The following is a 22,650-nucleotide window of genomic DNA, read 5'->3' on the forward strand; positions in this document are numbered from 1 at the left end:
GGCTTCAAGCGTTATGATCGTTTAAGGTTACGTGTCTTATTACATCACCAATATAAAATAACGGAATTTCAAGTAGGATAAAGGAGTAGGAGTAAGGCACTCCTACCCCAACATTTGACATAGAACCGTTTTTATTAGTGAGATTATATTCCCCTTTTCCAAACGCAGAAACAGCATTGTCACTAATAATAAAAATAATATGAAGCAGGTCGAATATTGACAAATGTTGTATAATGAAAGCGGTGGAAAAGGGGGAGGCTTGTATGAGTAAAGATAATTCAAAAGACCCGCTGGAAGAACGGGTCAAACAAGCAAAAATTATTAGAAAAATTGTCCTAATTGTTATTGCAGTAATAGCGCTGGTTATTATTGGAGTCGGTATTGGGGGGTACATATACATAACTTCATCGCTAAAGCCAGTGGATGAAGGAAATGAGGAAACAGTAGAAGTGGAAATACCAATTGGCTCTAGCAGTTCTTCTATCGGGCAGATTCTAGAAGAAGAAGGAGTTATTAAAAACGGTACCATTTTCAGGTATTATGTAACTTACAAAAACGAAAAAGGATTTCAAGCGGGGACGTATGAACTCTCTCCTTCAATGGATATAAATGAAATTATACGTTCATTAAAAGAGGGAACGGTCATACAAGAGCCAGAATTGACGTTCATTATACCAGAGGGCACGTGGTATGATGACATTATTACCAGAATTGCTAAAGAAACTCCCTATGAAGAAGAAGAAATAGAAGAACAGCTTGAAGATGAAGAGTATCTAAAAGAGTTAATAGAACGCTATGAAATTTTAGATGAAGACATACTTCAATCAGATGTGCGTTATCCGCTTGAAGGTTATTTGTTTCCAGCAAGGTATGATTTCGAGGAAGAAAAACCAGCGATCTCTGTGATTATTGAACAAATGATTGAACGCATGGAGGAAAATGTGGTAAAATTCTCAGAACAACTTGAAGCCAGTGATTATTCTGTACATGACTTATTAACGTTGGCTTCCATTGTCGAAAGAGAAGCCCAGCGTCAAGAAGATCGGCCTATCATTGCTGGTGTGCTATTTAACCGGTTAGAAGAAGGAATGAGGTTAGAGGTCGATCCTACTGTAGCTTATGCTATTGGCGAACATAAATATATGACATCTTTCGAGGATTTAGAAACTGACTCTCCATATAATACTTACAGATATGAAGGATTACCGCCTGGTCCAATAGCAAGTCCAGGAGCGGACTCTATAAAAGCAGTAATGATTCCAAATGACAATGATTATATCTATTTTTATGCAAGACAAAACGGAGAGGTTATATATAATGAAGATTATGATGAACACAGGAAAACGCAAGAAACATATAGGAGCGAGTGGGAAGAAGCTGAAGAAACAGAATAATCGATAAGGTTTGTTTCTTTTGTTATAAAACCTATAAGTAAAACTCCAGCGGCTTTCCTGAGAGATGGGAAGCCGCCTTTTATACGTAAATCTTAATAAAGATTACAAAATTTCGAATATAGGTGAAATAAAATGTACGACCAACCGGAAATGAAAAAATATATACGCCAGCTTAACAAAGAACCAGGTCATTTGTTTTATGAGATGGAAAAATATGCAGAGATTAATAATGTTCCTATAATAGAAACGGAAGCTTTAGAGGTGATGTTGCAAATATTAGAAGCACACAACAGTAAACGTGTGATCGAAATTGGAACAGCAATAGGATACTCTGCGCTATGCATAGCAAATCATCTTCCTGAAGCGAAGGTGGTTTCTCTAGAAATAGATGAAGAGCGCTACAATACAGCTCTTTCGTTTAGAAATAAAAGTGATTTAGTGTCTCAAACGGAATTCATTCTTGCAGATGCATTGGATGATACTCTTTCTCTTGATGACCATCCCTTATTTGATGTATTATTTATTGATGCTGCAAAAGGAAAATATGAGAAATATTTTAATAAATATACACCTTATCTAAAACAAAATGGTCTCATTATTACAGATAATGTCTTTTTTAAAGGTTTCGTTATCAATCCTGAAAAATCTCCTAAACGTATACGACCGATGGTTCGAAAAATACATTCATACAATGAATGGCTGGCTGATCATCCGTCTTTTTCTACAAGGTTTCTTTCTGTAGGAGATGGACTGGCTGTTAGTAAAAAAGTATAACTAAAGCAGGTGAAAAGATATGGTAAATAAACCTGAACTGCTCGTTACTCCTCATCAGGCAGCAGACATTCCTGAATTGGTTTCTGCTGGGGCTGATGCCTTTTTAGCAGGTGAAGAAACTTTCGATTACGGCTTGCGGCTTGCAGGGGAGTTTAAGAGAACGGAGTTAGAAAGAGCAGTACAATTGGCTCATGAAAGAGGGGCGAAAGTTTATTCAGCTGTTAATGCTATATTTCATAATGATAATATAAGTAAGCTGCAAGAATATATTAGATTTTTAAAACAAATTAACGTAGACGCGATTGTCTTTGGGGACCCGGCTGTCCTTATGATTGCAAAAGAAACGGCCCCAGCTATACCACTGAATTGGGATACAGAAACCACAGCAACGAATTGGTATTCTGCCAATTATTGGGGTAAGCAAGGAGCAAAGCGAGTGGTGCTTGCCCGTGAAATAAATATGGATTCCATCGTAGAAACCAGTGAAAATGCCGATGTAGAAATAGAGGTGCAGGTTCATGGGATGGGATGGGATGTATGTTTCAGTCTAAACGGAAACTGATTGGAAATTACATGGAATATCAGGCAAAAATTTAAAAGTGGAACGAAGAGACAAAGAACGCAGTATACATTTATATGATCCTGAACGTGACGCTTTATATCCAATTTTTGAGGATGAAAATGGTACGCACATTATGATGAGTCCAAAAGATATGTGTATCATTGATGAACTAGATGAATTGATTGAGAGCGGAGTAAATGCATTTAAATAGATGGTATTTTAAAGGATAAAGAATATCTTAAAGGAATTACTGGTCTTTATAAAGAAGCTATAGAAATGTACGGCCAGCACCAATCGCTGTATAACCAAAAAAGAGATGAGCTGTTAGAAAAAGCCAGGCGGCTGCAGCCAGGTTTTCGGGATATTGACACTGGCTTTTTCTTTAAAGAAACAGTATATTAAGGGGGGGTAAAAAGTGCAGGCTCTTGCTGAAAAAATACAGACAAAGAGACAATATCCTGCCTTGAAAAAACCGGAACTGCTCCTGCCTGCTGGAAATCTCGAGCGAGAAACTAAAAATAGCTGTGCATTATGGCGCAGATGAAGTATATATTGGCGGCCAAGAATTTGGCCTTCGCTCTAATGCCGGTAATTTTTCTGTACAGGAAATGAAAGAGGGAGTGGCTTTTGCTGAAAAATATGGAGCAAAAGTATACGTTACAACAAATATATATGCCCATAATGAAAATATGGAAGGACTCAGTGAGTATTTACAATCGGTTGAAGAAGCGGGAGTAACCGGGATTATTGCAGCGGATCCTTTAATCATAGAAACTGCTAAAAAATTGGCTCCTCTTCTAGAGGTGCATTTATCCACACAATAATCTCTGGCTAATTGGATGGCAGCTAAATTCTGGAAAGAACAGGGGCTGGAAAGAGTCGTATTGGCAAGGGAAGTAAGCCTGGAAGAAATGCTGGAAATAAAGAAACATGTGGATATTGAAATTGAAACATTTATTCATGGAGCAATGTGCATATCTTACTCAGGAAGATGTGTATTAAGCAATTATATGACAGCAAGGGATTTTAATAGAGGCGGCTGCTGCCAATCCTGCCGATGGAATTATGATATTTTGGAAACAAATGGAAATGAAAAGAAATCCCTGCAAACGAATAATAAGGCACCTTTTTCTATGAGTCCAAAAGACTTAACCTAATTCAATCGATTCCTAAACTAATTGAGGCAGGAATTGACAGCTTAAAGGTTGAAGGCAGGATGAAATCTATTCATTATGTAGCAACTGTTGCATCCGTGTACCGCAAAGTAATTGATGAATACTGTAATAATCCAGAACATTTTCACATAAAAAAGGAATGGTTAGAAGAGCTTGGAAAATGTGCGAATCGGGACACAGCACCTACCTTTTTTGAAAACGTGCCAACATACAAAGAACAATTGTGGGAAGAAACCAGTAAAAATACTTCTTATGATTTCACGGGGTTGGTGCTCGATTATGATACGTCCACCCAAATGGTTATGGTTCAACAAAGAAATCATTTTAAACCAGGTGATGAAGTAGAATTTTTCGGACCTGAGGGGAATACCTTTAAACAAACGGTTTATGAAATATTTGATGAAGACGGAAATAAATTAGATGCTGCCAAACATCCGCTGCAAATTGTTTCCTTTCAGGCAGCTCAAGAAGTAAAGCGTTGGGATATGATGAGAAAAAATAAAAAGTAAAAATGGTTTGTATTTTTTCCATACGATGCGTATGATAATGGCAGTAAGAAAATATGTAACATTTAACCAAAGGAAGGCCTGTTCCTTAAAACCTTCGAAAAAATATGCTTAGGAACAGACCTTTCTCATATCTATTATGTGTAGGTAAATTATATGGTAATTATCAGTTAGAGGAGTGACAAATAAAATGGCAGAAGAAAAACAGCATTATATGACAGAAGAGGGAAAGCACAAATTGGAGGAAGAACTTAACTATTTAAAGACAGAGCGTCGGCAAGAAGTTGTTGAACGTATTAAAATAGCAAGAAGCTTTGGAGACCTCTCTGAAAACTCCGAGTATGATGCAGCCAAGGATGAACAAGCTTTTGTAGAAGGAAGAATTAATCAGATTGAAAAAATGCTCAAAAACGCTGTCATTATTGAAGAAGATTCTTCTAATAATACAGAAGTAGCTCTTGGTAAATCCGTTAGGTTTAAGGAGCTTCCAGATGGGGAAGAAGAAGTGTATACCATTGTAGGAAGTGCAGAATCAGACCCGCTTGAAGGAAAAATTTCAAATGATTCACCAATGGCTCAGAGTCTGCTGGGAAGAAAAGTAGGAGAAGAAGTAACGGTTAATACACCTGGCGGCGACATTGATGTAGAAATAATAGAAGTAAATTAGGGTCAAATGGCAATATAAATTTTTAAGCAGCGAGCTGGCTCGCTGCTTTTTTACTGTTTAGGAAATTATGTTTTTACAAGTTGTGGATTATCCGCGTCTAGCTTCAGCGCCCAGCCTCTCGGAGGCCCAAGACGGTTTAAGGAACTTTTGCTAGAATTGCGAACATCGTGTTCGCAATTCTAGCAAAAGTCAGCACATCCTGTGCAAGCTAGTTCGACGTTGGTGACGTTCTTAGTTGAACATCCTTTAGGACCCTTCTGCTAAATACGCACACGTCGACGCACAGGACGTGGCGTTTTTGGCGACGAAAGTGCAACGCAGAAGTCACTACATCCTGTGGAAGTAAGAGCGCCTTTCATGACTGAAGAACATTTACCTGTCGAGGCTGAACAGGGCGCTTGCGCTTTTGTTCTTGTTTAGGAAATTATATTTTTACGAGTTGTGGATAAATATGCGGTAGAATATCCATTTGTTCCTTTCATATAAAAAAATCTATTGATTTGTGTAAAATACTGAAAAAACCACAAAACCCTCTCGATAATCCCTAAAAAATCTTATATTATAAAATAGAGAATGGATCTCACTATGTGCTGAAAGGAATTGCAGGTGATGAAAGGTGAAAAACAATAATAATCGCGGTTTCGGGGAAGATACTCGATATGAAATGCGAAAAAGAAAACGAATGAATCGAATTTTAAACGCTTCGATTGTCGCAGTAGGTGCTCTTATAATATTTTTTGCTGTTCAATTATTTTTTTCCGGTGATGACCAGGCTGTAGAAGAGGAAGAAACAGAAGATGTCGCACAAGAGACGGATACGGAACCAGTTGAAGAGGAATCTTCTCCTGATGATACACCTGAAACGGATACGAATGATTCAGAGGAGAGCGATGATAATAGAGATACTCAAGATAATGAAGAAACAGAAGAAACCCAACAAGATAGAGAAGAGGAAGAGTCAGCTGAAGAAGAGAATGAACAGGATGGTCCTCAAATTCCTGAGGGAGACGGTGAGAATGGAGAATGGGAGCCGATTGGTACAGAGCAATCTGGATCTTTTAGTCACAACTTTTCTGAAAACAGCCAGAACTGGGAAGAAATGCAAATGGCTTTACGGTATGCAACAGGTCTCGATGAAGCAGATGAAGATGATATAATTTACTGGCGGATAGAAAATGGTGGGGACAGCCATACTGTTGTGGGAGTAGTAAGTGATAAAGATAATAAAAATAATCCTTATCAAGTAACAATGGAATTTGTTGAAAATGAAGGTTGGAAACCTCTTGAAGTAGAAGTGCTCGATTCTAACCCTTATAACTAATGAGTGAGAGATGAGCTTCTGTTACACCTTAAAAGTGACAGAAGCTTTTTTGTAAACTCAAAGACAAGATCCCGGTTTTGTCCAGGAAATGTTCCTTCCCCCTTTGGAGCTAGATATTCTTTGTTGAGGAGCTTATTGGGTATTTCCAGGCTGTTTCCCTTTGAAATGTACAACAGCTGTATAAACAGGCATTGATGTGGAAGGGTCATAATGAACTTGATGCTGTACACTGTGTACATTAAGAAGAATAGCTTCGTTATGTTCAATTTTTTTATTAATTTTTTCTTCTAATTTTTGAAGTGATTCCGCTTCAAATAATTCTATTTTGTCTCCTATAGGCTGTAGTTGTATACTCAAAATGGTTCCTCCTTTATGTAATCCTTTCTCTAACCGTGATAGTATTATAATATAAGGAAGGCAGCATGTGAAGAAACTGATAAAACAGAAAGGAATTGTTAGAATGAAAATAGCAGTAATAGGAGCAATGGATGAAGAAGTAGAATTGTTAAAAGATCAGCTAAAAAACCGTAAGGATGAAGAAATTGGCGGGAGTTTTTTTCATATTGGCTACATAAAAGAACAAGAAGTTATACTGGTGAAATCAGGTATAGGAAAAGTAAACGCAGCAATTAGCACGACTGTTCTTCTGCAAAAGTTTAAACCTGATGCCGTTATAAATACAGGTTCAGCTGGCGGGTTCAATCCAGCTTTGGATGTAGGCGATCTGGTGATTTCTAAAGAGGTTCGCTACAATGACGTTGACGCTACCGTATTTGGCTATGAATTTGGCCAGGTGCCTCAGATGCCAGCAAAATATGAAGCGGATGATCAACTTGTACAGGTGGCAGAGAAATGTGCAGCACACGAAAACTTAACAGCATTAAAGGGGCTGATCGTATCTGGAGACTCTTTCATGAGTGACGATACGAGGGTTTCTTTTTTAAAAAATACGTTTGTAGAACCTCAGTGTGCTGAAATGGAAGCTGGAGCTATAGCCCAGGTATGTTATAGGTTTAACGCTCCTTTTGTCATTATCCGTTCTTTGAGTGACATTGCCGGACAGGACGCTAAACTGTCATATGACCAGTTTTTAGAAAAAGCTTCTGTTCATTCTGCAAATCTAGTTCTTTCCATGTTAGAAGAGTTAAACAGATAACTGTACAGCATCTGTCAGAATTGGTTTAAGTCTCCTAATTATACCTCTCATCACCTATGATACAATCACTTATAAATGGGCAGAGAGAGGGGAGAGACGATGGAACAGCATACAGACAAACAGCAGAAGCTGGCCCAGGACTATATTACCTTCAGTAAAATTTTATTAACTTTGGCTTCTTTTTTAAGCTTAGGTTATTTTTTACCAGAAACGTTTTCTGAGCAAAAAGAGACAGCTGCTCTTATAATAATAGGTATACTGTTATCAGTATCAATATTCTTCCATCTGTTTGCGAAAAGAATAAAAGATAAGTCAGCATAGGATGGCCGCGTCTCTAATGGAAAGGCGCGGTTATTTTTCTTTTTTTTCTTTTATATTTAATTCTTCGATAAAATGCTTAATAATCCTCGCCGTTAACCCCCAAATTACATATTGGTTGTAAAAGTAAAAATACTCAGGAATGACCCCTTTTCTCCATGGATAATTTTCTCCTCCCGGTATGTATTTAAATGGAAAAGAAGAAGCCGGTTCTACTTTTAAATAGACGTCGTGACGTTCAGGTGAGGTGTTGAGAAAAAAAGAAACCGGGACGGTAAAGAGTTCATCTACCTCTTCTTGATTTGGTGTCATTGGTGCGGTATCCTCTATAAACCCTACGTATGGGTAAATGATCTGATTAAAAGGTGATATCATTCTATCTAAATTTCCCGTTAAGGTAACATATTCTTTTTCTACACCTACCTCTTCACACAATTCACGAACTGCAGCATCAGCAGGAGAAGGGTCAGAAGAATCAACCATACCTCCAGGAAAACAAATTTCTCCAGGCTGACGGTTCATATGCTTTGCTCTCACTTCAAATAACATATGTAATTCATCATCTAATTCAATCAAAGGAATCAAAACAGCGTAACGGCGCATAAGATTTTCATCAATAATTCCTTGTTGTCTATTCGAAAAGCTTTTAAATACTTTCTGTTTATCTACACTCACTTATTTTATTTCCCCCTTTAACTCCTTTTTTTTATGATAGCAGACAATACTAATTAACTCATCATTAAGGCATTCTGTTTTCACATTTTAGCTTTGTGGTATATACAATAATAACAAGAGAAAGAAGGAGCCTTCATTGATGCCTGAAAATAGAAATAATAATCGAAATAAATCTATGAAGACAGAAAAGGATACGCCGCCAACTGCCCATGAAGACCCAGTACCATTAGAAGATTTAAAATTGGAAGAAAAAGAAATGAAGCAGAAAGATAAAACGAAAGATTCGTCCTCCACTGAGAGAAAGGAGACAAAATAAGCAGCCAGAGATATTTAATGTTCTGGCTGCTTATCAATCAGGAATTAATTTCGTCCTGAGTTTTAGGAGGTAAGGTGTTCTTGGAACCATTCTACCATATGATTCAGACGCTCAAGGCGAAGAGATGGAGGACCGCTCCTGCTTAGCTCATGATTGGCTTCAGGAAAGCGTAAAAATTTAACCTGTTTCTCTAAATATTTTAACGTAATGAACAATTGTTCGCCTTGTTCAATTGGACACCGGTAATCTTTTTCTCCGTGCATAATGAGTAAAGGGGTATTAATGTCACGGGCATATTTAATTGGAGAATGATGCCACAGCTTCTCAGGGTCATCCAAAACATTAGCACCAAGTTCCCAATCAGTAAAAAAGAATCCAATATCACTTACGCCATAAAAGCTGGTCCAATTTGAGATGGAACGCTGTGTGACGGCAGCTTTAAAACGATTAGTATGACTGACAATCCAATTGGTCATAAAACCGCCATAGCTACCGCCGGTGACTCCTAAACGCCTTTCATCAATAAAGTCATACTGCTCAAGAACATGGTCCACGGCGTTCATCAAATCAGAATAATCTTTTCCGCCATAATCATTCCGGCAAGCATTCACAAAGGTTTGGCCGTATCCGTGACTCCCTCTTGGATTTGTATAAAGTACCACATAGCCTTTAGCCGCAAGCAGCTGAAACTCATGAAAAAACGTGTTTGCATACATAGCATGCGGTCCACCATGAATTTCGAGAATCATTGGATATCGCTGACCTTCTTCAAAATTAGCCGGCCTCATAATCCACCCGTGAATTTCCCATCCGTCTTCTGCCTTTGTAACAATCGGTTCTGGAATAGAAAGGTGGATTTCTTTTAAAAATTCTGTGTTTACATCAGTTAAACGTACTTTCCCTTTTTCTCCACGCTTTATCTTGAAAAAATCTCCAGGATTCGAGGGGTCGCTGATCCCAGCGATAAAAATATCAAGATCAGCATGGTAGGAGCAGCCGAATAAATGATTTTCTTCCTCATGAATGGCTGTAATTTCTCCATCCATGTCCATTTGATAAAGTCCAGTATTACCATGATCACTTGCTGTAAAAAATATATGTTCTTGATCACTTGACCACATAGGTCCCGGATTTGGGTGACCTGAACGTAAATCGCCAATAGAGGCATCACCAATTTGAACGTCCCACTTTAATGTCATGCAAGTTTTATCTTTAGTTAAAGGATCTAATATCCACACTTGGTTTAAGGTTGCCGCTTTATACTCTAATTCATGGCCAATGCAAACAATTTTTTTGCCATCGTGGGACCATTTTGCCGAAGAAAAGACACCGGAGGAACTGGTTAATTTCACAATGTCTTTGGTTTCCGTATCGATAATAAAAAGATCTAAAGTATTAGAACTGTCTTCATTTTCATCACGGTTAGCGCTGAATACGATCTGGCAGCTGTCTGGAGACCAATCTGCCGAATGATGGTCAAAATCCCCATCGGTTAATACTTCCATATGATCTTTTTTTAAATCGTATAATGCAAGGTGGGTGCGCTTTCCTTTCCGAAAACCTTTGTCATCGGCTTTATATTTAAGCTTTTCAACTATCAATGGTTTTTTATTATCATTATTGTCTTCGTTGTCATCTTCTGAAGCAGGCATCTCATTTGCTGCTAGGGAGGTAATAAACAGTAAGTATCTGCCATTAGGAGACCAAACAGGCTCGGAAGCACCATTGTTCAAGTCTGTTATTTGACGAGGCTCCCCACCGGTTGCAGACATCATCCATATTTGGTTTTTACCAGAACGAAAAGAAACAAAAGCCAACTCTGAACCATCAGGAGACCAGCGGGGAGAGTGATCTCTCACTTTTCCGAAAGTCCATTGCACAGGAAGATCATCGGTAAGGTTATGAACGAACAAATGGGAATAGTATTCTAAATCTTCTCCGACTTTTGTTTGAACAAAAGCATATTTTTCTCCATCTGCCGCAATCTGAGGATCACTGACAATGTTAATCTGTTTTAAATCTTCAGCAGTAATTGGTCTTTTTTGAATGCCCAAAAAATTTCCCCCTTTATAATAAAGCCATGTTTCTTAGGTTTTGCTATGTTTAAGAAGTCATATCTTAATAAGAGCTTATAAAATAAAACACTGGCAGAATAGTGGAATACGTGAAATCAGTATAGTAAAAAAAAGAAAAAAACTCAAACGTTTTCATATTTTGTTGCAATAAGATAGGAAACTTTAAAAGTTTAAAGGCAGATTATCTGACAAAATCACTGTTATCCTAAACTGCATTTAATTATACTAATGGTGAAGGAAGTCTTTGCCGACTGTATCTCTCCTTGTTGGTATCTCTCTCCACTTTAAGCTGCCTGGCTATATAAAAAGCAGGCAGCATTTTTTATTTTCTCACATATTCATATTCAACTTCGTTATATTTTCTGCTGTATTTTACATGTAAATCATAATCTTTAAAAAACCACTTGTCTTTCTCTTCAATAAAGAACACAATGCCATCTTGTTCTGTTTCAGAAGCTTTTTCCACAGGCTCTGATTTAGAAACACCTAAAGAGAAGCCCGGTTTTATGGAGGAGTGCCCTCCAAAGCGCGCATAAAAACGAATAGAATCTCCTTTCACTGCGTCCATTTCATCTTGAAACCATTTTAAAGCTGGTTGTGTTACTGTAATTTTCATAGCTGACACTCCTGTTAAAGAAGTTAATAAATTTCTTCCCTATTAAATATAGCCGAAACGATTTATTCCGTAAAAAATAACTGTATATACCATTTTACAGGTAAGCTTAATTAATTTTATTTTAAGGCAAAAATATATATGGTAAAATAATTTATATAATAAAGAAATAAAAGGAAATAGTGGAGGGGGCCAATTTGAGACACAATTTTACATATTTTTTATCCCTTAAAAAAAAATTTGAGAAAGAATTGGGAAGACCTTTAAAACAGAAAGAAAAAGAATTGGTGGACGAAATGGTCAGAAAACAATGGAAAGAAAATGTGAACAAGCTTAAATAACATAATTTTAAGAATTTTTTAGGGACAAACAATTAAATTTACCTTCCGCATATACTGATTAAAGAATGTGAAGTGGAAGGAGGCTAGATGGTGTCAAGCCTATTGACTGCCGCCATTTATTTGTTTAAAGAGCTGGCTCTTTTTGTCTCCTACGTAAAAAATAATGCTTTTCCGCAGCCTCTGTCTAAAGAGGAAGAAAAAAAACATTTAGAGAAAATGCAGAAAGGTGACCAAGAATCAAGAAACATATTAATTGAACATAACCTAAGATTAGTCGCACACATTGTAAAAAAATTTGAGAATACCCGTGAAGATACCGAAGATTTAATATCAATAGGAACGATAGGGTTGATCAAAGGGATTGAGAGTTATTCACCAGCAAAAGGGACGAAGCTCGCAACGTATGCAGCGAGATGCGTGGAAAATGAAATACTTATGCATTTAAGAGCGTTAAAGAAAGTAAAGAAGGATATATCGCTTTATGATCCTATTGGCAGCGATAAAGAAGGAAATGAAATCTCTCTCTTAGATGTTCTCCAAGAAGAAGGGCCTGACATTGCTGATCTGATTCAGCTCAAAATGGAGAAAAAGCAAGTGTATGGTTTCATGGATGTGTTAGATGAACGGGAAAAAGAAGTTATTATATATCGTTTTGGGCTGGAAAAAGAAAAAGAAAAAACTCAAAGAGAAATTGCAAAAGAACTAGGTATTTCTAGAAGCTATGTATCAAGGATTGAGAAAAGAGCACTGCTTAAACTATTTCAAGAATTTTACAAGCAGCAGAAACAGGGTTTGTCAGATGGGAAAACTTCGTCTCTGAACAATTAAAAAATAATAAAATGAAAAAGAAGCTTTTCCGTTTATGAAGGAAAAGCTTCTTTATATATACTTTCTTTTATTGAAAGTGAGAAAGTATGTTTCGTTTTAGTTAACAGCATCTTTTAGCTGCTTTCCCGGACGGAAGGCAGGATTTTTTGTTGCTGGAATTTTAATTTCTTCGCCTGTTTGCGGGTTGCGGCCTTTTCTTGCTGCACGCTCGCGTACCTCAAAGCTTCCAAAGCCAACAAGCTGAATTTTGTCACCTTTTTTCAAAGTGTCGGTAATGCTGTCGAATACAGCATCTACTGCTTTTGATGCGTCTTTTTTTGAAATGTCTGCTTGTTCTGCTACAGCGTTAATTAAATCTGTCTTGTTCATGAAAAAACTCCCTTTCATTCCTAATAATATAGAGCATGTACAATACAAATTTACTCATGAAATCCTTGATATGTCAAGTGTTGACGGGGAATTTAAGCAAAATCGCTAATGATTTGGCATTATTGTAACCAAAAATAAAAGATTTCAAACCCCTTGATATAAAAGCATTTTACATTTTTATCCAAAAAATGACTAAAAAGAAGAAAAAATACCGTGAATAGATACAGAAATATCAACAATTCATGATCATTTTTAAGTAGAAGAATGCTGTTTATTTTTCTTACTATAAAGTTCATCTTGTATGCTTGATTCCCATAATGAAACTCCAGAATGATATGCTGCACGTGAAATTAAATGGCCGCCAACGGGAGCGGTAATAAACACAAACACAATCCCTAATAATATTCGTGCACTAACGTACCCCTCTACCACGGTAAAGAAGAGAAACAAGCCGAATAATATACAAAGTACACTCAAAGTTGCAGATTTTGTAGCAGCATGAGACCTTGTATAAATGTCAGGCAGACGAACTAAGCCTACAGCACTTATCAAGCTTAAAAGTGAACCTAACAGGACGATGACACCGATAAATAAGCCGCTAATCTCGTTTACGTTCAATGACAACACCCTTTTCTATAAATTTTGAAAATGCCACCGTTCCAATGAAAGCTAAAATGCCAAGAAGAAGCATTACTTCGAAAAATGCAATCGTCTCTAAAATAAGCGATACAACAGCTACCAAACTAATTAAATTGATACCTATCATATCAAGAGCAATAACACGATCTGGCATGGAAGGGCCCTTAGCAACCCGGTATAATGCTATTAAAATCGATATAGCGATAATAACAGCGGATGTATTAAATAAAAGATTAATCATTACCGGCTCACCTCCTGAATGGCTTTTTCGAACGAATTTTTAATATCACTTTTGGCTTTTTCTACATCAGGTAAATGCATCGCATGTATATAAAGCGTCTTATTATCTGGAGAAACGTCTACTACCAGGGTGCCTGGAGTTAAAGTAATAAGACAAGACAGTACTGTTACTTCCCATTCCTTTTTAAGCTCGATATCCATCGCAAAAATACCAGGCTGAATTTTTAATTTCGGCTGAATAATCTGCCCAACTACTTCTACGCTGGAAAGAATGAGTTCTTTCAAAAAGATTATCATTAACTTGACAATAGCAACGAAGCTGATGAAATAAAACCTTCCCAGGAAAAAACCACGTAGTAAATAAAGGATAACGAGCCCTATTACGAAGCCGCTAACTAATCCCGAAACAGTCCAAGCATTGTTCATGAACATCCAGATAACTGCAATAATAAGGTTGATAATTAATTGAAATGACATAGCCATTACTCCTTTAACACGGCGTCAATATAAATTTCAGGCTGCAATAAAGTCTCTGCCGCAGTTGCAACGAAAGGATATATTACCTGAGCACCTAGACCTAGGAAGACAGACATAGCAACAAGGATTGCACAAGGAAGCAGCAATCCTTTTGTGGTGCCGTACTGGTCTGCTTTCAATAACTTAATCTTACCGTAAAATCCATTTAAAAAGATCCGGATCATGGAGTACATTACAAGTAAACTTGAAAGCATCATTACCGCAACAATCCAAAACTGACCTGAATCAATGCCGCCTTGCACCAGCAGCAATTTACCAACAAACCCGCTCAGCGGAGGTACTCCTACCAGTGCCATAGTAGAAGTGAAAAACATCCAACCGAGTTTTGGATGGTGTTTTATTAAGCCGCCCATTTCTTTTAGGTGGCTTGTCCCCGCAACAGTAACCATAGCACCTATTATAAGAAATAACGCTCCTTTAATAACCATATCATGAATAAGGTAATAAATAGCTCCCATAAAGCCTGCTTCTGTCATCGTTGCTACTCCAAACAGTACGAAACCTACTGCCACAATGACATTGTAAACTAGTATTTTTTTAACGTCTTGGTGAGCAATTGCGCCAATGACACCTGCGAGCATTGTGATAGCAGCAAGTACTGCCAAAATCTGATGGGTATAACCTGTATCGTGTACAAAAATAACCGAATATGTTCTGAAAATAGAATACATACCGACTTTTGTGAGCAGTGCACCAAATATAGCAGCGATAGCAGCAGGAGGTGCAGCGTAGGAACCAGGAAGCCAAAAATATAAAGGGAACAATGCCCCTTTTAAACCGAACACAATTAAAAATAGTATAGCAATGACAGTAAGAATGGGTGCTTCTGTTTCCAGACTCCTAATTCTTTCAGATAGATGAGCCATATTTAAGGTGCCGGTTACAGCGTAAAGATAAGCAACTCCTATAACAAAGAGTGCGGATGAGATTATATTAACGAGTACATATTTAAAAGATTCTCTTAATTGAACTATAGTGCCGCCATGCACAATTAAAATGTAGGAAGCAATAAGCATAACTTCAAAAAAAACAAACAAGTTAAATAAATCGCCAGTTAAGAAAGCGCCAGTAACACCTGTGATTAGAAATTGATAGAACGCGTAGTAGTAATATTTTTCTCTTTCTTGCCCTATAGAGTGAAAAGAGAAGAGCAATACTGCAAAACTTACGACTGAAGTTGCTGTTATAAGTAAGACAGCCAGCATATCTCCAACCAATACGATGCCAAATGGCGGCTGCCATCCACCTAATTCAAGGGTGTTAATTCCATTATTCAAAACATCAATCATAAGAAATACGTTTACGACAATTAATGCTAGTGCTGCTATTACACTTAATATTTTTTGGAAATTTATTTGACTCGGGGTAAATAGAAGAATTACCCCGGTTAATAACGGTATTAATATAGGCAATATCACTAAATTAGTCATACGAATCAGTTCCTCTCAATTTTTCGGTGTCATCTGTTCCTGTTTCCTTATAAGCTCTGTATCCAAGAACAATAAAAAAAGATGTCACACCAAAGCTAATTACAATGGCCGTTAAAATCAATGCTTGGGGGAGCGGGTCGGTATAAGTGGAAGCTTCGAGGCCTAAAAGAGGAGGCGCTCCAGTTTTTAAGCCGGCCATTGTTAGTAGAAGCACATGTGCTCCATGGCTGATTATTGCTGTACCAATGATAATTCGGATCATGTTTTTTGATAATACCATATAAGTGCCGGTCATAAACAAAATGCCGGCAATGACAGACATTAATATTTCCATTATTGATCCTCTCCTATTGTCTGGATAATAGTGAGGGTTACGCCAACTACTACAAGGTAAACTCCAATATCAAATAATAAAGCGGTAGCAAGTTCAAGCTCCCCCAGCACTGGGAAAGTAAAATAGTCGAATGTTTGGGACAGAAAAGGAACGCCGAATAGAAAAGATCCCATCCCTGTACCAATTGCTACAAGTAGTCCAGCAGCTGTTACGAGTTTAAAATCAAAGGGCAGAATGCGTTTTACCATCTCTAAATCATAAGCGAGAAGTAATAATACAATGGCTGAAGCTGTCATTAAACCGCCAATAAAACCGCCCCCTGGTTCATGATGACCGTTAAAAAATATAAACACGGAAAAAGCGAGGATAATAAACAGTACTACCTTCGTAGCTGTTTGTAAGATAACGTCATTTGATTTCACAGCTCATTCCTCCTCGCTAATCTTAATTTAATCATCGTATATATACCTAGCGCTGCTATTCCAAGCACTAAAATTTCCAGCAGCGTATCAAATCCCCGGAAATCTACAAGAATAACGTTAACCATATTTTTCCCTCCTGCTTCATCATAGCTCGCATCGGGGAAGAACCCGGATATCGATTCAAACAACCGATTGCTGTTAGCAGATATACCAATTAAAGTAACCGTTATCCCCACTGCAATGGAAATGATAAGATTTCCGAGGCGAAAACGTACTTTCTCAAGTTCTTGCGAAATTTGCGGAAGATGATAAAAACAAAGCAGAAACAAAGCTACCGAAACTGTTTCAATGATCAACTGGGTCAAAGCAAGATCCGGGGCACGGAATATAACAAAAAACAGTGCTATCGTATATCCTAATACGCCTAAGCCGATAATTGCTTTTAACCTGGATTTAGTGAACATAACAACGAACGCTGTGGTGACAAGTACAATAGCTAATACCGTTTCGTATACACTTATAGGAGCCAGTTCTGCCGCTTCTATGGAAAATGCGTTTTTATTAAACAAAACGAATACAAGGGCTGCAACAAAGAAGGAAAAGATATAGAGCAAATAATCCCTAACAAATCCAGTCATATAGGACCCGGTTAACCGCCTTGACATTCGATCGACACCGACAACTGTTTGATCATATACATGGTTTAAAGTAAGAGAGTCCGGAAAAGCCCGATAAATTGCCACCCATTTTCTTAAGCTTAAGTATAGAAGTGTACCAATCCCTATTACTCCCAGAGTCATAAAGAGCTCAATTGTCCAGCCGTGCCAGAAATAAATATCTACATAAAATTGCTCCCCTTCACCTAACAGAGAAGGAAGAATAGAAGCCATTGCTGGTTCTATTACTGAATAAGATAAAATATTTGGGAAAAAGCCGAAAACCACCACTAAGATAATTAAAACAATGGGAGACAACAGCATCCCAAACGGTGCTTCGTGCGGCTTTGTATCTAATTTTTCAGGCTGCATTTTCCCAGTAAATGTTTTAAAAACAAGCATCATGCTGTAAATAAATGTAAATATGCTTGCAATCCATGCAACTACCGGGAATACAACGCCTATATTATCAATGTTAAACAGGTGAAACGAAGTAATATCAACCATAGCCGTAAAAAACATCTCTTTACTCAAGAAACCATTAAATGGGGGCAGGCCGGCCATAGAAAAGCTTCCAATAACAGCAATGGTAAACGTAATTGGCATTACAGTCATAAGCCCGCCCAGCCGGCGTATGTCTCTAGTTCCCGTTTCATGGTCCACTATGCCTACCATCATAAAGAGACTGCCTTTAAATGTGGCATGGTTAATTAAGTGAAATAATGCCGCAGTTGTAGCTCCTACATATAAGTTATCCTCCATACTGTCGAAGTGAATAGCTGCTGCACCAACCCCTAACATGGAAAGGATCATTCCTAGCTGACTAACAGTGGAAAAAGCAAGAATGCCTTTTAAATCTGTTTGCCTTACAGCAGAGAAGGATCCCCAAAATAGGGTTGTCAGCCCAAAGCCAGCTACAAGCCACAACCATTCTCCGCTAATTGCAAAAACAGGGCTTAAACGGGCAACTAGATAAATTCCTGCCTTTACCATAGTAGCGGAATGAAGGTAAGCACTTACCGGTGTAGGTGCTTCCATGGCATCAGGAAGCCATATATGAAAAGGGAACTGTGCAGATTTAGTGAACGCTCCTAATAATATCGTCAGCATCGCTGGAATAAATAAAGAATGAGAGGCGATTTCCCCAGCTGAAGCTATAATTTCTTGTATTCTGAATGTACCTGTCATGCTGTATAACATCACAAAACCTACAAGCATGGCAAAACCGCCCATAACTGTAATTAACATGGACTTTAATGCGCCGTAGCGCGACTTTTCTCTTTCATACCAATAGGAGATAAGCAAAAAGGATGAAAGGCTTGTGATTTCCCAAAAGGTGTAAAGCACGATTAAATTATCTGACAATACAACCCCCAACATCGCACCCATGAACATTAATAAAAACGTGTAAAAGTTATATAGTGCTTCTTTTTCTTTAGAGAGGTAATAAATTGAATATAAAACTACAAGAATGCCAATTCCTGTAATCAAAAGAGCAAATAAAAGCCCTAATCCATCAACATGAGCAGCAAAATGTATACCTAATGAAGGTATCCAATCGACGACTGCGGTGACTGTTTCTTTATTCGCTGTAATTGGTAAATATTGCAGGAAATAAAGAAACAATAATGCAGGGACTGCTAATACAAACCATCCAGTATGTATGTGAGTGAATTTTTTATAAAGTATAGGAACGAATATAGCCGCAATAAACGGTGCAATAATTGCAAAATGTAAAGCTGTTAACATATAGAACCTCCTTGTCGATTCAACGGGCACAAATTCTTTTCACATTATAACTTATATTAAGAGGGTGTGCATCTTTAAAATCCTGATTTTTCAGGCAATACAAAGAGCTTATATATAGGAAGAAACACGAATTAAGAAAATTTAATGAATAAATATTTTGTCGAATACCTACACTAAATGTAAAAAAGGAAGCGAAAGGAATGACAACAAGAAATTCAATCATTTTTTTTATTATGTTTGCTTTGTTTTTAGCAGGCGGTGCTGCAGCTAATGATTATGTTGAGCAAAAACGTCTGGAAAAATTCTATACCAGACCAGATCTTCTTCCGTTATCGAACCAAGACCAAATAGAGAGGGACGTATTTGAACCAAGAGAATATGTAAAAATAAAAAGCCTTTCCGGTTAAATCGGAAAGGCTGATATTTTTTCATTCAAATTTATAAACAGATTTAATATTAATAATAAAGTATATGTTAATGTGAACGCGAGTGAACTATTGCGTTATAGATATTTGGTGCTTTATCTGTTCTAACAAGGAACGCCTTTTCATTTCTTCTTCTATTAAATATATAAAATCTTTATTCAGCTCCAGACCAAGGGCTTTTTCATAAGCTTCTATTAACAACTCATCCGATAGTTGTTTCATAAAAAGACTGAGCACCTCCTTAACGATTAATTACCGTCCAGTATTGACGATTCTTTTTTTTAAAAGTTCCCAAACTCCCATCACATTAAACAGACATTTCCAATTGAATGTACGTTCAGTTTATCATGTCAGCATAAAGAGAACAACCGTTCGTTTGTCCACAAACAACCGTGGATAAACTGTTTATAAAATTTAACCAAAGAACTTAAATAGTAGTCATGCAAGGATTTGAGATGTTGAGAAAGTTATCCACAATTATAGATTAGGAGGAAATTGTCGAAAAATTTTATGAATATTAAAAAAGAAAAAACATTACATGTAAATGAATTTTTATACTGTGTTTGAAAAAAAATGTTTTTAACGATATACTTTCAGTTTAGCGGTAGATTGTACGGAAAAAATAAATTAAAGGGTGTCCAGCGTGCTCAAGTATTTTATGCCAAATGAATATTTACCTTCTGTGTTTGATCTGAATCTCGAAGATTTACATGAACGCAATATTAAAGGAATCATAACAGATTTAGATAATACTTTGGTGGAATGGGATCGTCCAGAGGCGACCCCTGAACTGCTTGATTGGATGTATTTTGTGAAACAGCAAGGATTTCAGGTAACAATCGTGTCCAACAATAACAAAGCAAGAGTAAGTGCTTTTTCAGAACCAACTGGAATTAAGTTTATTCATTCAGCTAAAAAACCAATGGGAAAAGCTTTTAGAAAAGCTTGCAAGCAAATGGGGTTAAAAAAGAACGAAGTAGTGGTTGTAGGAGATCAGGTAATGACTGATGTTTTTGGTGGAAACCGTGCAGGCTTTTATACTATTCTGGTGGTCCCGGTAGCAGAATCAGATGGGATTTTTACAAAAGTAAACCGAAAGGTAGAAAGAAAAGTATTAAAACGATTAAAAGATAAAGGGCTCATACAGTGGGAGGAATCAAATTGAAGGAAGATACGTTAATATGTGCCGGCTGTGGAGCGGCGATACAAACAGAAGATCAATCAAAAAAAGGATACGTACCACCATCTGCGCTGCAACGCGACATCATTATTTGCCAGCGCTGTTTTCGATTAAAGCATTATAATGAGGTACAAGATGTTTCATTGGAAAATAAAGATTTTACTGATAATCTGCATGAACTTGGAAGAAGAAAAGCTCTTGTTGTAAAAATTGTAGATGTATTTGATTTTGAAGGCAGTTGGATACCGGGCTTTCAAAGATATATTGGCAGAAACGATGTTTTGTTATTAGTAAATAAAACGGATTTGCTTCCTAGATCGGTCAATAAAAATAAATTAAAGGACTGGATACAAAGAACGGCTAAAGAACATGGTCTGAAAGCAAAAGAGATTTTATTTATCAGTGCTGAGAAAAATTACGGCATTCAAGCGGCAGCTTCAATAATGGATGAACTTCGTAACGGCAAAGATGTCTATATTACGGGTGCAACAAATGTAGGGAAATCGACTTTTATTAACAAATTAATTCAGGAATTTGGAGGGGATGAAGAGCAATTAATTACTACCTCCAACTTTCCAGGGACAACCTTGGATATGATCGATCTTCCTTTAGATGACGGCAGCCGGCTTTTTGACACGCCTGGAATAATAAATAATAAGCAAATAGCTCATTACATTCCAAAAAAAGAGTTAAAGCAAATAACACCTTCAAAAGAAATAAAGCCGAGAATTTTTCAATTGAACGAAAAACAAACATTATTCATTGCAGGTCTAGCCAGAATAGATTTTACTAGCGGTCATCCCAATTCCTTTGTAGCTTATTTTGCAAATGATTTACTTATTCATCGAACAAAACAGGATAACGCAGATCAATTGTATGCAGATCATGCTGGCGAACTATTAAGCCCGCCGGGAAAAGAAACTTTACAGGATATGCCTGAGTTTTTGAAGCAATCCTTTACTGTAAAACAGGGAAAAACAGATATAGTAATATCCGGGTTAGGATGGCTGTCAGTTATTGAGCCAGGAGCAGAGATAGAAGTATACGCTCCTAAAGGAGTAGGAGTTTCTTTAAGAGAGGCGATTATTTAATGGCAAATAAATTTTTGAAAGCAGAAAAGCTTTTTGGTTTAATTGGACATCCTGTTGGTCATTCCATGTCACCAGTAATGCATAATGACCAATTTGAAAGACTAGAACTACCATATTTTTATCATGCGTTTGATGTGGCACCAGGAGAGCTTAAAGAAGCGGTTAAGGGAATGAGATCCCTCGGTTTTTCTGGTTTTAATGTGACCGTGCCTCATAAAGTAGAAGTGATGCAGTATATAGACGAAATTAATGAAGAAGCACAAATGATTGGGGCAGTTAACACGGTGGTAAATACAAACGGAAAATGGATAGGTTATAATACCGATGGAAAAGGCTACGTGGAATCACTTCTTTCTAAAACAGGAAAGAAACTGCATGATTATAATATTCTGGTTATTGGGGCAGGAGGAGCTGCACGTGCTGTAGTAACATCTCTTTATCGATATGGGGTAAAAAGCCTTGCCATCACAAACCGAACAATCTCAAAAGCAGAAGACATTAATAAAAATTTAAAAGAAGGTCCTGGGGTAGAAATTTTAAATAAAGAAGAAGCGGAACAAAAAACAAATCATTACGATTTAATTATTAATACAACCTCGATCGGCATGGCTCCAGATATAAATACAACCCCCTGGAAGACGGAAGCTTTGAAATCAGGATGCTTATGCAGTGATTTAATATATAACCCATTAAAAACTACCTGGTTAAAAGAAGCTGAAAATATGGGAGCTGACACCTTGAACGGGGTAGGTATGTTTGTTGGTCAAGGAGCAGTTGCATTTGAATTATGGACGGGTATTTGGCCTGATATAGAAAGAATGACAGATATTGTACTTGAAGAGCTTGGGAGGAAATAA

General features: G+C 37.3%; 26 protein-coding genes and 2 pseudogenes. 15 read left to right on the forward strand and 13 right to left on the reverse strand.

All coding sequences use genetic code 11. The annotated features are described in order from the left end of the window. Positions 1–263: 263 nt before the first annotated feature. The 7 genes and pseudogenes from mltG (at position 264) to ACE1TI_RS13615 (ending at position 6,399) form a co-directional block, all read left to right on the forward strand. A complete protein-coding gene (gene mltG / locus ACE1TI_RS13585) occupies positions 264–1,394 on the forward strand; it encodes an endolytic transglycosylase MltG (RefSeq protein WP_375008126.1) in 1,131 nt (376 codons plus the stop codon). 132 nt (positions 1,395–1,526) lie between these two features. After that, positions 1,527–2,168 (forward strand): O-methyltransferase, encoded by a 642-nt coding sequence (locus tag ACE1TI_RS13590; protein ID WP_375008127.1) that lies wholly within the window; start codon positions 1,527–1,529, stop codon positions 2,166–2,168. A gap of 19 nt (positions 2,169–2,187) precedes the next feature. Further along, positions 2,188–3,132, forward strand: a pseudogene (locus ACE1TI_RS13595) (peptidase U32 family protein). A gap of 287 nt (positions 3,133–3,419) precedes the next feature. Continuing rightward, positions 3,420–4,048 (forward strand): annotated as a pseudogene (locus ACE1TI_RS13600) (peptidase U32 family protein); the annotation flags it as partial. Between the two features lie 159 nt (positions 4,049–4,207). Beyond that, positions 4,208–4,414, forward strand: coding sequence for a U32 family peptidase C-terminal domain-containing protein (locus tag ACE1TI_RS13605; RefSeq protein ID WP_375008195.1), 207 nt, complete (start codon positions 4,208–4,210; stop codon positions 4,412–4,414). Between the two features lie 187 nt (positions 4,415–4,601). After that, positions 4,602–5,078 carry a transcription elongation factor GreA gene (gene greA, locus ACE1TI_RS13610; protein WP_375008128.1) on the forward strand — a complete coding sequence of 159 codons (477 nt, stop codon included), beginning with the start codon at positions 4,602–4,604 and terminating at the stop codon, positions 5,076–5,078. A 616-nt stretch (positions 5,079–5,694) separates the two neighbouring features. Further along, positions 5,695–6,399 carry a YrrS family protein gene (locus ACE1TI_RS13615; protein ID WP_375008129.1) on the forward strand — a complete coding sequence of 235 codons (705 nt, stop codon included), beginning with the start codon at positions 5,695–5,697 and terminating at the stop codon, positions 6,397–6,399. 132 nt (positions 6,400–6,531) lie between these two features. Here the strand turns inward: ACE1TI_RS13615 and ACE1TI_RS13620 are convergent, their stop codons facing one another. Then, positions 6,532–6,756, reverse strand: a complete 225-nt coding sequence (locus ACE1TI_RS13620; RefSeq protein ID WP_375008130.1) for a DUF2536 family protein — start codon at positions 6,754–6,756, stop codon at positions 6,532–6,534. Positions 6,757–6,859: 103 nt separating this feature from the next. On the opposite strand from ACE1TI_RS13620, the gene mtnN reads away from it, so the two are divergent. Together mtnN and ACE1TI_RS13630 are read left to right on the forward strand one after the other, a co-directional pair. Then, entirely contained in the window at positions 6,860–7,555 is a 696-nt protein-coding gene (gene mtnN / locus ACE1TI_RS13625) for a 5'-methylthioadenosine/S-adenosylhomocysteine nucleosidase (protein WP_375008196.1), read from the forward strand. A 99-nt stretch (positions 7,556–7,654) separates the two neighbouring features. Beyond that, positions 7,655–7,876: a YrhC family protein gene (locus ACE1TI_RS13630; protein ID WP_375008131.1), complete on the forward strand. Its 222-nt coding sequence runs from the start codon at positions 7,655–7,657 to the stop codon at positions 7,874–7,876. 30 nt (positions 7,877–7,906) lie between these two features. Here ACE1TI_RS13630 and ACE1TI_RS13635 read toward each other — a convergent pair whose 3' ends face one another. Beyond that, positions 7,907–8,548: an NUDIX hydrolase gene (locus ACE1TI_RS13635; RefSeq protein WP_375008132.1), complete on the reverse strand. Its 642-nt coding sequence runs from the start codon at positions 8,546–8,548 to the stop codon at positions 7,907–7,909. 139 nt (positions 8,549–8,687) lie between these two features. Here ACE1TI_RS13635 and ACE1TI_RS13640 point away from each other — a divergent pair, with 139 nt between their 5' ends. Then, entirely contained in the window at positions 8,688–8,864 is a 177-nt protein-coding gene (locus tag ACE1TI_RS13640) for a hypothetical protein (protein WP_375008133.1), read from the forward strand. A 62-nt stretch (positions 8,865–8,926) separates the two neighbouring features. On the opposite strand, the gene ACE1TI_RS13645 is transcribed toward ACE1TI_RS13640, so the two are convergent. After that, a complete protein-coding gene (locus tag ACE1TI_RS13645) occupies positions 8,927–10,918 on the reverse strand; it encodes a S9 family peptidase (RefSeq protein WP_375008134.1) in 1,992 nt (663 codons plus the stop codon). Positions 10,919–11,261: 343 nt separating this feature from the next. Next, complete coding sequence (locus ACE1TI_RS13650; protein WP_375008135.1) at positions 11,262–11,555, reverse strand: HesB/YadR/YfhF family protein; 294 nt, start codon at positions 11,553–11,555, stop codon at positions 11,262–11,264. A 428-nt stretch (positions 11,556–11,983) separates the two neighbouring features. Between ACE1TI_RS13650 and sigK the strand changes: the two genes are divergently transcribed. Beyond that, entirely contained in the window at positions 11,984–12,721 is a 738-nt protein-coding gene (sigK, locus tag ACE1TI_RS13655) for an RNA polymerase sporulation sigma factor SigK (protein ID WP_375008136.1), read from the forward strand. 96 nt (positions 12,722–12,817) lie between these two features. Here the strand turns inward: sigK and ACE1TI_RS13660 are convergent, their stop codons facing one another. From ACE1TI_RS13660 to ACE1TI_RS13695, 8 genes are all read right to left on the reverse strand, one after another. After that, positions 12,818–13,090, reverse strand: a complete 273-nt coding sequence (locus tag ACE1TI_RS13660) for an HU family DNA-binding protein (RefSeq protein WP_091587116.1) — start codon at positions 13,088–13,090, stop codon at positions 12,818–12,820. Between the two features lie 252 nt (positions 13,091–13,342). Next, positions 13,343–13,708: a monovalent cation/H(+) antiporter subunit G gene (gene mnhG, locus ACE1TI_RS13665; protein WP_375008137.1), complete on the reverse strand. Its 366-nt coding sequence runs from the start codon at positions 13,706–13,708 to the stop codon at positions 13,343–13,345. Continuing rightward, a complete protein-coding gene (locus tag ACE1TI_RS13670; RefSeq protein WP_375008138.1) occupies positions 13,689–13,970 on the reverse strand; it encodes a Na(+)/H(+) antiporter subunit F1 in 282 nt (93 codons plus the stop codon). The genes mnhG and ACE1TI_RS13670 overlap by 20 nt, the downstream gene beginning before the upstream one ends. Further along, positions 13,970–14,446: a Na+/H+ antiporter subunit E gene (locus ACE1TI_RS13675; RefSeq protein ID WP_375008139.1), complete on the reverse strand. Its 477-nt coding sequence runs from the start codon at positions 14,444–14,446 to the stop codon at positions 13,970–13,972. The genes ACE1TI_RS13670 and ACE1TI_RS13675 overlap by 1 nt, the downstream gene beginning before the upstream one ends. A 5-nt stretch (positions 14,447–14,451) precedes the next feature. Next, the gene (locus ACE1TI_RS13680; RefSeq protein WP_375008140.1) at positions 14,452–15,936 is read right to left on the reverse strand and encodes a Na+/H+ antiporter subunit D; all 1,485 of its coding nucleotides are present in this window, start codon (positions 15,934–15,936) and stop codon (positions 14,452–14,454) included. Continuing rightward, complete coding sequence (locus ACE1TI_RS13685) at positions 15,929–16,270, reverse strand: Na(+)/H(+) antiporter subunit C (RefSeq protein WP_375008141.1); 342 nt, start codon at positions 16,268–16,270, stop codon at positions 15,929–15,931. The genes ACE1TI_RS13680 and ACE1TI_RS13685 overlap by 8 nt, the downstream gene beginning before the upstream one ends. Beyond that, a complete protein-coding gene (locus ACE1TI_RS13690; RefSeq protein WP_375008142.1) occupies positions 16,270–16,692 on the reverse strand; it encodes a Na(+)/H(+) antiporter subunit B in 423 nt (140 codons plus the stop codon). The genes ACE1TI_RS13685 and ACE1TI_RS13690 overlap by 1 nt, the downstream gene beginning before the upstream one ends. Beyond that, positions 16,689–19,097, reverse strand: a complete 2,409-nt coding sequence (locus ACE1TI_RS13695; RefSeq protein WP_375008143.1) for a Na+/H+ antiporter subunit A — start codon at positions 19,095–19,097, stop codon at positions 16,689–16,691. The genes ACE1TI_RS13690 and ACE1TI_RS13695 overlap by 4 nt, the downstream gene beginning before the upstream one ends. 200 nt (positions 19,098–19,297) lie before the next feature. On the opposite strand from ACE1TI_RS13695, the gene ACE1TI_RS13700 reads away from it, so the two are divergent. Then, a complete protein-coding gene (locus ACE1TI_RS13700; protein ID WP_375008144.1) occupies positions 19,298–19,504 on the forward strand; it encodes a hypothetical protein in 207 nt (68 codons plus the stop codon). A gap of 87 nt (positions 19,505–19,591) precedes the next feature. On the opposite strand, the gene ACE1TI_RS13705 is transcribed toward ACE1TI_RS13700, so the two are convergent. Then, positions 19,592–19,744, reverse strand: coding sequence for a sporulation histidine kinase inhibitor Sda (locus ACE1TI_RS13705; protein ID WP_375008145.1), 153 nt, complete (start codon positions 19,742–19,744; stop codon positions 19,592–19,594). A gap of 421 nt (positions 19,745–20,165) precedes the next feature. On the opposite strand from ACE1TI_RS13705, the gene ACE1TI_RS13710 reads away from it, so the two are divergent. Genes ACE1TI_RS13710 through aroE form a run of 3 tightly spaced genes read left to right on the forward strand, consistent with a single transcriptional unit; the run spans position 20,166 to position 22,650 of the window. Beyond that, positions 20,166–20,687 (forward strand): YqeG family HAD IIIA-type phosphatase, encoded by a 522-nt coding sequence (locus ACE1TI_RS13710; protein ID WP_375008146.1) that lies wholly within the window; start codon positions 20,166–20,168, stop codon positions 20,685–20,687. Further along, positions 20,684–21,793: a ribosome biogenesis GTPase YqeH gene (gene yqeH, locus ACE1TI_RS13715; protein ID WP_375008147.1), complete on the forward strand. Its 1,110-nt coding sequence runs from the start codon at positions 20,684–20,686 to the stop codon at positions 21,791–21,793. Before ACE1TI_RS13710 ends, yqeH begins: the two co-directional genes overlap by 4 nt. Further along, positions 21,793–22,650: a shikimate dehydrogenase gene (aroE, locus tag ACE1TI_RS13720; RefSeq protein ID WP_375008148.1), complete on the forward strand. Its 858-nt coding sequence runs from the start codon at positions 21,793–21,795 to the stop codon at positions 22,648–22,650. Before yqeH ends, aroE begins: the two co-directional genes overlap by 1 nt.

Source organism: Alteribacillus sp. JSM 102045, from assembly GCF_041949975.1.
GTDB lineage: Bacteria > Bacillota > Bacilli > Bacillales > Marinococcaceae > Alteribacillus.